This is a genomic window from Bacteroidota bacterium (assembly GCA_016713925.1).
Lineage (GTDB): Bacteria > Bacteroidota > Bacteroidia > AKYH767-A > OLB10 > JAJTFW01.
Genome location: JADJOH010000007.1, coordinates 279,365 through 292,500 on the forward strand (window position 1 = coordinate 279,365; position 13,136 = coordinate 292,500).

A 13,136-nucleotide genomic window follows, 5' to 3' on the forward strand; every position below is an offset into this window, starting at 1 on the left:
AATGACTTCGCGGTCTTATGCCGTAGCTTTCGATTTCTCAATCTGCGCCTTCATCCACTCCGTAGTCACTGATCCCGGACGCTCTAACGGATGTCCTAAAGCACGATCCCAGAGTAAGGAGGTGAGTACGCCGATGGCGCGTGATACACCGAAAAGAACGGTATAGAAATCATATTCGGTCAGGCCATAGTGAATCAATAAAACGCCGCTATGCGCATCAACGTTCGGCCATGGGTTTTTAATCTTTCCTGTCGATTTAAGAATCTCCGGTACTACCGTAAAGCATCTGCACGATTTTGAAAAGTTCATCGTCCGCTAAATGTTTTGTGCAAATTCCTGTTGTGCGATATAACGCGGATCTGTTTTGCGAAGTACCGCATGGCCGTAACCCGGAACTACGCGTCCTTCCGCCAAAGTCTTCTTCACGTAATCAGCAATGTCTTCTTTCGTAGGCATCTTCTCGCCATAATGTGCACGCAAGTCATAAATCCAGCGTACTACTTCCTGATTCGCAAGTCCATGTAACGGTCCCGCAAGTCCGTTTATACCTGCAGAGAGAGAATAATACACGTCACTTAAAGCTGAACCTACAAGATGTGTGGCATGAGCCGATACATTTCCTCCTTCATGATCCACATGGATGGTCAGGTACAAGCGCATCAAAGCTTTCATACCATCATCATCAAAGCCGAGCATATGTGCGAAGTTGGCACCCCAGTCTAATTTTGGATCCGGCTCAATATGTACTCCTTCTTTGTAAGTGCGGCGATAAATGTATGCGGCAATCCTCGGTAGTCGTGCAATACAATTCATCACATCTTCGAACATCGGATCCCAATATTGCTTTTTGTTGATGCCTTTTCGGTAGGCAGCAGCAAAATTACTTTCGGTCTGCATCGCAAGAATGGCCATACTGAATTGGGTCATTGGATGTGTCCCTTTGGGAAGCATATCCAGCATATCAAAAACATGCTTTGGCACATGACTGCGACGAGCCCAGGCATTGCTCACTTCTCTGGCATCTGCTTCTGTGGGAAGATCACCGGTAAGCAGTAAATAAAAAATCCCCTCCGGCAAATTCTCGCCGCCGGATCCTCTCGGCAACTTCTCTCTTAGCTCAGGAATAGAATATCCTCTGAAGCGGATCCCTTCGTCGGAATCCAGTTTAGAAGTTTCTGTTACCATGCCGATCATGCCTTTCATGCCATGATAAACCTGTTCTATGGTATAGGAACCCAGTACTACATGTCCATGATCCTTTATCATGGTTTTGATTTCTTCAGCGAGTGGCAGAGCTTTCTCTGCAAATTTTTCTTTTAAGCGATCCATTATTTTTTATACTATATGCAAAGGGTAGATTCTGTGAGCGAAGGTAATAAACGTTACAACAACGACCAATAGATAAGGTTAAGCGTTGTATCGTTTTTCAGGATAAGTGCATCCTGTTTCCTGAGTTTTATAGGATACCGACTTTTTATTGCGGTGTTTTGAATTCAGATCAAGTTGTAATACAAGTACGATGATGGTAATAATGAAGGCCGCTACGATCAATACCCAAGCTGCGGTTTCAAGCATTTTCTTGGCCTTTTTCTTGGGACTCGACTTCCGTTTTATGCGGACTCTCCTGCGAATTTTTACCCGCTTTTTCCGTCTGCGTCGACTACCGGTATGTTCTTCAATAAGTTCTCCTCCTTCTTCCTGATCCTCTTCTTCATCTTCCTCCTCTACATCATGCGTTTCATCCTGGTCGTCCTGATTTTCTAAGTTTTCAGGTTCATCGTCTTCGGGGTGTTTGTTCCTGGCCATATTAAAAGATGGTTAAATTTTTTATCGAATGTATTTAAAACTTCTTCCTGCAAAGATGGAACTGTCGCCGAGGTCTTCTTCCAACCGCAACAACTGATTGTATTTGGAAATCCTGTCCGAACGGGAAGCCGAACCGGTTTTGATCTGGCCGGTATTTAACGCGACAGCAAGATCTGCTATTGTGGAATCTTCCGTTTCTCCGGAACGATGACTCATCACCGCCGTGTAACCATTTTCTTTGGCAAGATTCACCGCATTAATGGTTTCTGTTAAAGTTCCTATCTGATTGACCTTCACAAGAATGGAGTTTGCGGTTTTCGCATCGATTCCCTTTTGCAGGCGTCGTGAATTAGTGACAAAGAGATCATCTCCCACCAACTGAATCTTATCGCCCAATACTCTCGTCAGCTCGTCCCAACCCTTCCAGTCATCTTCAGCTAAACCATCTTCGATAGAAATAATAGGGTACTTTTTACACCAATCCGCCCAAAAACTAACCATCTGAGAGGAAGTCAATTTGTCGCCGGTAGATTTCTTAAAAATATACATCCCACTGGCCTCATCATAGAATTCAGTACTGGCAGCATCCATGGCAATGAAAATATCCTTGCCGGGTGAATAACCTGCTTTTTCAATGGCTTCCAATACCGCCTGAATCGCTTCTTCATTCGATTGAAGATTGGGCGCGAACCCACCTTCATCTCCCACATTGGTACTTAAACCCTTCGATTTTAGAACACCTTTTAGTGTATGAAATACCTCAGTTCCCATACGAAGCGATTCCGCAAAACTATCTGCTCCTGTTGGCATCACCATGAACTCTTGAAAATCAATCTTATTATCCGCATGCGCTCCTCCATTGAGGATATTCATCATGGGAAGAGGAAGGGTGCAGGCATTTACCCCGCCAATATATCTGTACAATGACATTCCGGATTCTGCAGCCGCAGCTTTCGCAACCGCAAGTGACACTCCCAAAATAGCATTCGCTCCCAGATTTGATTTGTTCTCAGAGCCGTCCAACCGGATCATCGCCTCATCAATCGCGCGTTGATCAAATACTGACATCCCCTTTAACTCTTCGAAAATCACTGTGTTGACATTGTTTACAGCTTTAAGTACCCCTTTTCCCAAATAACGGGACTTATCATTATCGCGCAGTTCCGCGGCCTCATGTTTTCCGGTGGAGGCGCCGGATGGTACTGCCGCTCTGCCGGAATAACCTCCTTGCGTAAATGCTTCAACTTCAATGGTTGGGTTTCCCCTGGAATCAAGAATTTCCCTGGCGTGGAGGGCTACAATTAAGCTCATAGATGAAACGTTATTATTAGAGGGTCGTAAAAATAAGAAATAGCTATCGTTTTGCTTCATTTAAACTTCAAATATTTAAATAAACAATTCCTAAATTTGCAAATCATGTTGCGTCACTTGTTTCGTCCGCTTTTGTCCTTACTGGTCTTGTTGATCTTTATGGGATCTGCAGGATGGTTGTATACCGGACATTTTTGTAAAATGGAAGAAGCTTGCGAAGAAGTGATTTCGGGAGATTGTTGCAGCGATGAAGGAGATGCATGTAAAGTGGATCAATCCGCATTTGTAAATGAGGTCCCTGTACAGAATGCTACTCATGAAAGTTCAAGTGAGGTATATTATTCGGCCAATGACGAGAACTGTTGTTTTGACGTTGACTTTTATCTCAATTTTCCGGTGTATAAAACAACTTCTTTAGCAATTCCGGAAGCAGGATTTCTTTCCATTGATTTTATGGTAAATACCTGTTTAAATAGTTCAAATTTCCTCAATAGTTCATTGGGTTTTGCAGGGATGGATTCTCCGCCGCCTCTCGATGAATGGGTTTCCTTGTCGCAAAGATTGGCAGAGTTGAGTGTTTTCAGAGTCTGATAACAGTTTAATTTATTGGGTTGGCTTCGGCCTGTTCTTATTTATTAAACTCCATGATTCATGAAAAAAATAATATTCACGCTGTTGTGTCTGGTCTCCATCGACTACCTCTCAGCTCAAAGTATAACGATTAAAGGTACCGTTCGCGATGCATCTTCCGGGAAGTCATTGCCCGGCGCCACAGTTTTATTGCCCGCTCTTCAATCCGTAACAGTATCCGATATCCAAGGGCGATTTTTGCTCGAAACTACCGGCACTTTGCCTGTTCAGTTAGTAATATCTTATGTGGGATTTCTGTCAGATACCCTGGTGGTGCGGGAGGCCTCGGAAGAACTAACTATTAACTTATATGCCTCGCTGGAATTAAAGGAAGCAGAAATTATTGCACGACGGCAATCCACAGAAATTTCTACACTGCAGCCCCGAAATGTGGAATTGTTGAACGAGGGCGAGTTGTTAAAAGCGGCCTGTTGTAATTTATCCGAAAGCTTTGAAACCAATCCTTCTGTAGATGTAAATTATACGGATGCAGTTACAGGAGCCAGAGAGATTCAGCTGTTGGGTTTATCCGGTATCTATACACAGATGTTGGGAGAAGCCATCCCTACCCTCCGTGGACTCGCCACTCCCTACGGCTTGATGTATATTCCCGGTTCCTGGATGGAATCCATTCAGATTACCAAAGGTGTGGGATCTGTAGCTTATGGCTACGAAGGGATGACCGGTCAAATCAATGTTGAATTTAAAAAGCCGCTTGAAGAACAACCGCTGCTGCATCTGAATGTTTACGGAGATGCTTTCGGCAGAGCAGAGTTGAATACTATTTATACTATGCCGCTAAAGAGAAACTGGAATTATATGTTCATGGGTCATGCCAGTGGTTTGCAAACGAAGAATGACCATAATAATGATAATTTTATGGACATGCCACTCTATCGTCAGATCAATGTTTACAACCGTTTGCATTTCAATAGCAGGAATAAATTCGAAGGTCAGTTTGGATTGAAAGCCATGCTCGAAGATCGCACCGGAGGAAATATAGGATTCGACGAATCAAAAGATAAGTTCACTACCAAAGCCTATGGTTTCCGCATTGAAACACGTCGCGTGGAAGCCTATTCAAAAACCGGAATAGTTTTTCCTGAAACACCGTATAAATCGATGGGTCTGCAACTCTCCGCTACAATGCATGATCAGAATGCCTATTTCGGTTTGAGATCATATCTGGGTACGCAATATTCGGGATATGCGAATTACATTTACATGAGTGTAATTGGCAGGACCGACCATAAATTTAAAACCGGATTGGATTATAAATATGACTTGTACGATGAATCGGTAGATGATAGTGCGTTTACAAGAACAGAGTCGGTACCCGGAGTTTATTTTGAATATACCTATGGGTGTGAGGAAGCAAAGTTCGGAGCCATTGCAGGTGTCAGAGCGGATTACCATAATTTATTCGGTTGGCTGTACACTCCCCGGGTGAACCTGAAGTATAATTTTCTTCCTGAACTCATTCTTAGAGCATCGGCGGGAAGAGCGTATCGAACGCCCAATACATATTCTGATAATATCGGATTGTTCGTGAGTGCAAAGGAATTGGAAGTGTTGGAAAAACCGAAAATGGAAGATGCATGGAATGGCGGAGTTAACCTGACAGCACGATTTAAAGTAAATGGGAAAGAAGGGAGTGTGGCGCTTGATGCCTATCATACCTATTTTAACAACCAATGGGTTTCCGATCAATTTAGTAGTTCTACATCGGTTTACTATTATAATCTAAAAGGGGAGTCTTCGGCCAGTTCATTACAGGCGACAGTCACGTATGAACCGGTAATGGGACTCGTGATGAAAGCGGCCTGGCGATTTGATGACGTAAAAGCCGACTATCTTGATTTTCCGGATTTGTCTAAACCCTTGCTGGCGCGTAATAAATCACTTCTTAATATTGCTTATACCGACCGTTCAGAGCGGTGGAGGAGATGTTACACTGCAGTGGGAAGGTACTAAACCTTTGCCGCTTGCAGCAGGAACCGATCATGTTAATCATGAAAATGGCCCCGGCTTTTCTAAGTCACCGGATTATGTTCAGTTGATGGGACAAATTACACGTGTTTTCAAAATATGGGAGGTTTATCTGGGGGCTGAAAATATTTTAAATTATACCCAGCATCAGGTCATCCTTGGCAGCGATAACCCTTTCGGATCGGATTTTGATGCGACTCAGATCTGGGGTCCGGTGATGGGAACAAGAATTTATGCCGGAGTCAGATTAAATATTAATAAATCAAAAAATTAAGGAAAATGCTGAAAATTAAAATAGTTATTCTACTGATGTTTTCCATGGCAACGGCTTATTCACAGTCCGATACCATTCAAATTAAAACCAGTGCCCAATGTTCCATGTGTAAGAAAAAACTGGAACATGATATTGTTTACACAAAGGGTGTTAAATCCGCAGATCTTGATTTGAAGACAAAGCAATTGATGGTTATTTATAATCCTGAAAAAATAAGTCCCGATAAAATCAGAAAGGCTGTTTCCATGATCGGCTATGATGCGGACTCGATTCCTGCCGATCCAAAAGCATACAAAAATCTGAATGATTGCTGTAAGAAGGGCGGACACGACGATTAATAGCAGAATTCCTCCGCAGCAGCTGTATCTACACAGTAGCTTTTGAGGCGAAATTCATGACATCTGTCCCGGTGATCGTCTTATCGCATAAGATGATCAAACGCTCTACCACATTTCTTAATTCTCTGATATTTCCTGACTTTTACCTGCATTCACGGGTAAAATCATAAGTTAAATGTATTCAGTCGGTTAAGTTAATGGTTTTCTACTTTAACCTCACTCAGAGAAGGTATAAAGTAAATTAGAGTGATTAAAACACCATATAGAACAGTAACAATTCCAAACTTAAACGCTGCGTTCGCGGCGGTCGCTGCGTTTAAACAGGAAATTCTTTATCAGAATATTCTTTTATTCAAAACTAAGATTATTTATGTTTGAAAAGTAAAGTCGAAGCTCAGGGAAAAAGCGATTATATTCATCTTCAAAGAAATTGATAGCCCGCACTAAAAAGTACTAGTTAGGAGAAGGGCTGACCCGATTATTAAGCACAGAATTCCTTAGTATAAGCGGTATCTACACAGTAGCTTTTGAGGCGAAATTCATGACATCTGTCCCGGTGATCGTCTTATCGCATAAGATGATCAAACGCTCTACCACATTTCTTAATTCTCTGATATTTCCTGTCCAGTTGATTTTTTTCAACTCTTCATAGGCATCTTTCGAAAAAGTTTTCTTCGGCATCTTATAGTCTTCACAAATTTGCTCCATAAAAAATTCAGCAATTTGTGGAATATCGTCCTTCCTTTCATTTAAAGAGGGAACGTGAATTACAATAACACTTAAACGGTGATATAAATCTTCACGGAAATTATTCTTTTCAATTTCTTTTTGCAAATCCTTATTGGTAGCGGCTATTATTCTGACATTGACAGGTATTTCTTTCTCTCCACCAACTCTGGTGATCTTATTTTCCTGTAAGGCGCGTAGAACTTTTGCCTGTGCAGATAAGCTCATGTCACCTATCTCATCTAAGAATAAAGTGCCGTTATGTGCCAGTTCAAATTTTCCGATCCGTTGTTTAACAGCAGAGGTGAAAGCCCCTTTTTCATGGCCGAATAATTCACTTTCGATTAACTCCGAAGGTATGGCGGCGCAATTGACTTCAATTAATGGAGAAGCATTTCGATTACTTTGCTCATGAACCCATCGTGCAACCAATTCTTTTCCCGTTCCGTTTTCTCCGGTAATTAAAACACGTGCATCTGTTGGCGCAACGCGGGCAATCATCTCTTTTATTTTAAGAATGGGCTCCGAATTACCAACCATATCATTGTTACGGGTGATTTTTTTCTTCAGTGTCTTGGTTTCTTTCACTAAGATTGAGCGGTCAAGAGCATTCCGGAGTGTAATAAGCATGCGATTCAAATCAAGAGGCTTGGAAATAAAATCATAGGCTCCTTTTTTAATCGCTTCCACTGCCGTTTCAATTGTTCCGTGACCTGAGATCATGATAACCGGCGTGTCATTCTGAATTTCCATGATTTTCTCCAGCAATTCAAGACCATCCATTTTAGGCATCTTAATATCGCAGAGCACCACATCGAATTTTTCTGATTCGATCTTTTTTAACCCTTCAAGCCCATCTGCAGCATCCTGCACTTCATGGGATTCATATTCAAGAATCTCTTTCAAAGTGTTTCTGATGCTTTTTTCGTCGTCTATTACTAAAATTTTTGCCATAGGATCATTATTTTAAGTCGGCGAGGATGCCTTCTTTAAGAGCATGAGTACTCAGGTGGATTTCGTTGATTATTGCTTTTCGCAGCACAAATGTAAGCAATAGGGAGGCGAGCAGGATCATATCAGCCCGCATCTTTAACATACCCGGTATACGTAGCCGCTCTTTATAGGTGGAGGAGAGTAGTTCACGATGTAATGTCCGGTATTCACTGAGTTTGAAAACATAATGGGTTTTGCGCCCAAGTTTCAGATTGGATTTTCTCAGGATAATATTCGCAAAAGTATCAAATGAACCACTGGAGCCAATGAGCCTTTCCGGTTTGAATTTAGCACAGGCTTGAAGCAGGCTTTCCAGTTCTTTTTCAAGTAATTTATTTAATTCAGCTACTTCTTTGGGCCGGATGGGATCTGAAGGGGCCAGTGTTTCTGCCAATCGGGCGGCGCCAAGCCGGAAACTTTTTTTCCAAAGAATCTTTTTATTGTTGCATAAAATAAATTCCGTACTCCCACCTCCAATATCCATGATCAGCGAACAACTTTCCGGGAGGGTCATCGCGGATTGCACACCTTTATAGATGAGAAAAGCTTCGCGATCCCCGTCAATTAACTCAATTGTAAATCCCGTTTTCTTTTTTATCTCGCCGAGCAAAACAGGTCCGTTTATAGCATCTCTCAATGCTGCGGTGCCGTGAATAATCGTCTTATCTACCCTGTAACCGGTGATCAATTCTTTATAATCCATCAAGGCGGTCAATGCTTTTCGTGCCGGAATCGGACCAATCATCCGGTTTCGAATTCCCTGTGAACCCAGTTTGACAACTCTCTTTCTGCGACACAGGAACTTCCACCCATCGCCTTTTTTCTCTGCAACCAATAGATTAAAGGTATTGGTGCCACAATCTATTACGGCAACACGCTGTGGATGCATCTACCCTTTGTAAAATAACCAGCGGGAAAGCTCTTTGTAGGTGATTTTTTTACCATACAATAATATTCCTGTCCGGTAAATTTTTCCCGCCAGCCAGGTGGCGCCGATAAAACCTAAGATTAACAAAGAAATGGACAATGCAAGTTCCCAGCCCGGAACACCAAAAGCGATCCTGACCATCATTACCACCGGCGAGGTAAAGGGGATAATGGAAAACCAAAATCCCAACTGACTATCCGGATTCTGAATGATGGATTGTGCAACAACAAAAGCAAGAATGAGCGGGATCGTCACGGGGAGCATGAATTGCTGCGTCTCCGTTTCATTATCAACTGCCGCACCTATTGCCGCAAATAAAGCACTGTACAATAGATAGCCACCCAGAAAATAAACGATAAAGCAAGTTATGATCAAGGGGAAGTTAATACCCGACATTTGTCCAAGTACCTTTGAAATCACATCCTGTTTTACCTCATTGTTTGCCCCTGGCCCTTGTATTCCATTCGGATCAAGTTTATCCTTACTCATTTGCTGGGCAATAACGGTAGCGTCTTTACCCGAATCTACCAGAACCTTCCCTGCGATCGTTGTTAATGTCAGTGTTAAAACAATCCAAAGTAAAAACTGAGTTAAACCTACCAGGGCAATACCTACTATCTTCCCCATCATTAATTGAAAAGGTTTAACGGAAGAGATGATAATTTCCACAATGCGATTTGATTTTTCTTCAATAACGCCTCTCATCACCTGTACTCCATAAAGGAAGATAAACATATAAATAAGGAAGCCGCAAATAAACCCAACGACGGTTGCCAATTCTGCACTATTTTCTTCTCCCTTAAGTGAAAGCGTTTTTAAGTCCACCTGCGTTTCTATCGATGATAGGGTTTTCTGGTCGATTCCCGCGGATTTCAGCTTATCGTTTTCAATTTGCTTTTTTAGAATACTCTCAATGTAAGTGGTGACGCTGAGATTGGCCTGCTTTTCAGTAAACAACATCGCACCTCCGGGGTTCTTCATCATATCGGAAGGCAGGAAGAGTATACCATAATGCAAATCAGGGTCAAAAGCAGCCTTTGCCGAATCAAGTGATAGCTTGCTATTAATAAAAACAACACTTTCGGAGCCGGGCAATACGGAGGTGAAAATGTCTGGCGTCTGATCAATGATGAGTATCTTACTCACAGTATCTTCTGAGTAGTTCGCAATCATAACAGGAGAAAGGGCCAATGCGGCCATTAAAACCGGGCCGAGAATGGTCATAACAATAAACGATTTCTTTTTTACCCGCGACAGGTATTCGCGCTGAATAATTAAAAGGATTTTATTCATGATTCGATGTTTATAGGTTGAGTTACACTTTGAATAAAAATATCATTCATACTGGGAAGAACTTCTCTGAAACTATGAATCGTGACATTTTGAATCAGTCCTTGCAACAGTGCATTGGTATTTACTTCATCATTTATTCTAATACTGGCCTTCATCCAGTCGCCATGAGCTTCATTGCTGAGAAGTTCAAAATTGCCCCAAAGGCTGTTGGCAAGACTAATATTGGTTCCCTCGTATTCAATTTCATATAAATTACTTCGAAACGAACGGCGAACATCACGAACGGGCCCTTCCAATAGTTTTTTCGATTTATTAATGAGTGCAATGTGGGTGCACAGTTCTTCCACGGACTCCATACGATGAGTGGACAGTGCGATAGTGGTCCCGTTTCCTTTCATGCGCAACAGCTCATCTTTTATCAGGTTCGCATTTATCGGGTCAAAACCTGTGAAGGGTTCATCTAATATAAGTAAAGGAGGTTCATGCACCACCGTTATAATGAACTGCACTTTTTGTTGCATCCCTTTAGAGAGTTCTTCTATTTTCTTTGTCCACCAGTTTTTAATTTCAAAGCGTTCAAACCAATTTTTCAACCGTTTCAAGGCTTCGCTTCTGCTGAGCCCCTTTAATTGAGCCAGATAAAGGGCCTGTTCACCCACTTCCATCTTCTTATAGAGACCGCGTTCTTCCGGAAGATATCCCATTAATGAAGTATGTTTCGGGTGGAGGTGTTCATTTCTAAACAGCACTTCGCCGGAGTCCGGAGCCGTTATCTGGTTAATAATTCTGATAAGAGAAGTTTTCCCGGCGCCATTTGGCCCCAGTAAACCGAAAACTGCACCTTCAGGAATCGTAATAGAAACCTTATCTAATGCGATATCTTTGGCATAAGACTTAGATACATTTCGTACTTCAAGAATGTTATTCATAATAATCGTAGACTAAAATCAGGAGGCTAAAGTAGTTTAGATAAAAGAAAAGTCAGTATTTTTAAGAAAGATTAAGTGAGGCAAATGCAAGAAAAAGGCGGAATTGGGCAAAAATGGAGGAGAGAAATGGGAGATATTGACGCTAAAGTGGCGGTATTAATCGGAAAAAGACGGACTTTTTTTAAACAATATGTCGGTGATTATTAATAAGATAAGAACTATTTGAATAAATACTTGCTGAAATATTTGACAAAGAGAAAAGACGTAGTAATTTTGCCCTCCCGTTTACGGATATCCGCAAGGAGAAGTGAGAAAGTTCTTAAAAAAGATTAAAATAAATTTGGTGGGAAGAAAAAGAGTTTGTACTTTTGCACCCCCAATTACGGGAAAATAGTTCTGAATTAAGATTGAAACAAGTCAAGTAATAAGTGTCGGTAGCGACACTGAATTGTATCAAACGTTCTTTGAAGGATTGGAAGGAAATAACAAGCGCAGTACGAGCTAGGACTCGTATTGAGTAGAAATCTGAGCAAATCATATTCTGACGAAAGTTGGAATTCAAACATTAATTACAATGGAGAGTTTGATCCTGGCTCAGGATTAACGCTAGCGGCAGGCCTAATACATGCAAGTCGAACGGGATTTCGGGTAGCAATATCTGGATGAGAGTGGCGCACGGGTGCGTAACGCGTATGTAATCTACCGCTGACTGGGGAATAGCCCTCCGAAAGGAGGATTAACACCGCATAATACTATGGAGAGGCATCTCTTTATAGTCAAAACTCTGGTGGTCAGCGATGAACATGCGTCCGATTAGCTAGTTGGTGAGGTAATGGCTCACCAAGGCAACGATCGGTAGGGGGTCTGAGAGGATGATCCCCCACACTGGTACTGAGACACGGACCAGACTCCTACGGGAGGCAGCAGTAAGGAATATTGGACAATGGGCGCAAGCCTGATCCAGCCATGCCGCGTGAAGGATGACGGCCCTATGGGTTGTAAACTTCTTTTAGCAGGGAAAAAACCCCTCGATGCGTCGGGGGCTGATGGTACCTGCAGAATAAGGATCGGCTAACTCCGTGCCAGCAGCCGCGGTAATACGGAGGATCCAAGCGTTATCCGGATTTATTGGGTTTAAAGGGTGCGTAGGCGGATAAATAAGTCAGTGGTGAAAGCCTGCAGCTTAACTGTAGAATTGCCATTGATACTGTTTATCTTGAATATAGTTGAGGTGGGCGGAATATGACATGTAGTGGTGAAATACTTAGATATGTCATAGAACACCGATTGCGAAGGCAGCTCACTAAGCTATGATTGACGCTGAGGCACGAAAGCGTGGGGAGCAAACAGGATTAGATACCCTGGTAGTCCACGCCCTAAACTATGATCACTCGATGTTGGCGATACACAGTCAGCGTCTAAGGGAAACCATTAAGTGATCCACCTGGGGAGTACGACCGCAAGGTTGAAACTCAAAGGAATTGACGGGGGCCCGCACAAGCGGAGGAGCATGTGGTTTAATTCGATGATACGCGAGGAACCTTACCTGGGCTTGAAAGTTAGTGAATTTCCCTGAAAGGGGAAAGGCCGAAAGGACACGAAACTAGGTGCTGCATGGCTGTCGTCAGCTCGTGCCGTGAGGTGTTGGGTTAAGTCCCGCAACGAGCGCAACCCCTATCATTAGTTGCCAACAGGTTATGCTGGGGACTCTAATGAGACTGCCTGCGCAAGCAGTGAGGAAGGTGGGGATGACGTCAAGTCATCACGGCCCTTACGTCCAGGGCTACACACGTGCTACAATGGATGAGACAACGGGCAGCTACACAGTAATGTGATGCTAATCTCTAAACTCATTCTCAGTTCGGATTGAGGTCTGCAACTCGACCTCATGAAGCTGGATTCGCTAGTAATCGCGTATC

Annotated in this window: 10 protein-coding genes, 1 rRNA gene and 1 pseudogene (1 of these 12 cut by a window edge); 5 read left to right on the forward strand and 7 right to left on the reverse strand. The window is 42.6% G+C overall.

Going from position 1 to position 13,136, the window contains the following annotated elements:
• Nucleotides 1-15: 15 nt before the first annotated feature.
• From IPJ86_09165 to eno, 3 genes and pseudogenes are all read right to left on the reverse strand, one after another.
• Nucleotides 16-1,329, reverse strand: a pseudogene (locus IPJ86_09165) (citrate (Si)-synthase).
• Between the two features lie 78 nt (nucleotides 1,330-1,407).
• Nucleotides 1,408-1,806 (reverse strand): hypothetical protein, encoded by a 399-nt coding sequence (locus IPJ86_09170; GenBank protein ID MBK7887455.1) that lies wholly within the window; start codon nucleotides 1,804-1,806, stop codon nucleotides 1,408-1,410.
• A gap of 21 nt (nucleotides 1,807-1,827) precedes the next feature.
• Nucleotides 1,828-3,117 (reverse strand): phosphopyruvate hydratase, encoded by a 1,290-nt coding sequence (gene eno / locus IPJ86_09175; protein MBK7887456.1) that lies wholly within the window; start codon nucleotides 3,115-3,117, stop codon nucleotides 1,828-1,830.
• A gap of 105 nt (nucleotides 3,118-3,222) precedes the next feature.
• Between eno and IPJ86_09180 the strand changes: the two genes are divergently transcribed.
• From IPJ86_09180 to IPJ86_09195, 4 genes are read left to right on the forward strand one after another with little or no spacing between them, the layout of a single operon-like run.
• A complete protein-coding gene (locus IPJ86_09180) occupies nucleotides 3,223-3,708 on the forward strand; it encodes a hypothetical protein (protein MBK7887457.1) in 486 nt (161 codons plus the stop codon).
• A gap of 60 nt (nucleotides 3,709-3,768) precedes the next feature.
• On the forward strand, nucleotides 3,769-5,721 hold the full coding sequence (locus tag IPJ86_09185) for a TonB-dependent receptor (protein MBK7887458.1): 1,953 nt from the start codon (nucleotides 3,769-3,771) through the stop codon (nucleotides 5,719-5,721).
• A gap of 4 nt (nucleotides 5,722-5,725) precedes the next feature.
• Complete coding sequence (locus IPJ86_09190; GenBank protein ID MBK7887459.1) at nucleotides 5,726-6,010, forward strand: hypothetical protein; 285 nt, start codon at nucleotides 5,726-5,728, stop codon at nucleotides 6,008-6,010.
• 32 nt (nucleotides 6,011-6,042) lie between these two features.
• Nucleotides 6,043-6,348, forward strand: a complete 306-nt coding sequence (locus IPJ86_09195; GenBank protein ID MBK7887460.1) for a heavy-metal-associated domain-containing protein — start codon at nucleotides 6,043-6,045, stop codon at nucleotides 6,346-6,348.
• Between the two features lie 513 nt (nucleotides 6,349-6,861).
• On the opposite strand, the gene IPJ86_09200 is transcribed toward IPJ86_09195, so the two are convergent.
• From IPJ86_09200 to IPJ86_09215, 4 genes are read right to left on the reverse strand one after another with little or no spacing between them, the layout of a single operon-like run.
• The gene (locus IPJ86_09200; protein ID MBK7887461.1) at nucleotides 6,862-8,028 is read right to left on the reverse strand and encodes a sigma-54-dependent Fis family transcriptional regulator; all 1,167 of its coding nucleotides are present in this window, start codon (nucleotides 8,026-8,028) and stop codon (nucleotides 6,862-6,864) included.
• A 7-nt stretch (nucleotides 8,029-8,035) separates the two neighbouring features.
• Nucleotides 8,036-8,956 carry an exopolyphosphatase gene (locus IPJ86_09205; protein ID MBK7887462.1) on the reverse strand — a complete coding sequence of 307 codons (921 nt, stop codon included), beginning with the start codon at nucleotides 8,954-8,956 and terminating at the stop codon, nucleotides 8,036-8,038.
• A complete protein-coding gene (locus IPJ86_09210; protein ID MBK7887463.1) occupies nucleotides 8,957-10,288 on the reverse strand; it encodes an ABC transporter permease in 1,332 nt (443 codons plus the stop codon).
• Entirely contained in the window at nucleotides 10,285-11,217 is a 933-nt protein-coding gene (locus IPJ86_09215) for an ATP-binding cassette domain-containing protein (protein ID MBK7887464.1), read from the reverse strand. Before IPJ86_09215 ends, IPJ86_09210 begins: the two co-directional genes overlap by 4 nt.
• 571 nt (nucleotides 11,218-11,788) lie before the next feature.
• On the opposite strand from IPJ86_09215, the gene IPJ86_09220 reads away from it, so the two are divergent.
• A 16S ribosomal RNA gene (locus IPJ86_09220) occupies nucleotides 11,789-13,136 on the forward strand; it runs 175 nt beyond the window's last position.

Bases quoted from the DNA above. Each gene is read 5' to 3' on its own strand.
- IPJ86_09170 (MBK7887455.1), bottom strand. From the start codon at position 1,806: ATGGCCAGGAACAAACACCCCGAAGACGATGAACCTGAAAACTTAGAA.
- eno (MBK7887456.1), bottom strand. From the start codon at position 3,117: ATGAGCTTAATTGTAGCCCTCCACGCCAGGGAAATTCTTGATTCCAGG.
- IPJ86_09180 (MBK7887457.1), top strand. From the start codon at position 3,223: ATGTTGCGTCACTTGTTTCGTCCGCTTTTGTCCTTACTGGTCTTGTTG.
- IPJ86_09185 (MBK7887458.1), top strand. From the start codon at position 3,769: ATGAAAAAAATAATATTCACGCTGTTGTGTCTGGTCTCCATCGACTAC.
- IPJ86_09200 (MBK7887461.1), bottom strand. From the start codon at position 8,028: ATGGCAAAAATTTTAGTAATAGACGACGAAAAAAGCATCAGAAACACT.
- IPJ86_09205 (MBK7887462.1), bottom strand. From the start codon at position 8,956: ATGCATCCACAGCGTGTTGCCGTAATAGATTGTGGCACCAATACCTTT.
- IPJ86_09210 (MBK7887463.1), bottom strand. From the start codon at position 10,288: ATGAATAAAATCCTTTTAATTATTCAGCGCGAATACCTGTCGCGGGTA.
- IPJ86_09215 (MBK7887464.1), bottom strand. From the start codon at position 11,217: ATGAATAACATTCTTGAAGTACGAAATGTATCTAAGTCTTATGCCAAA.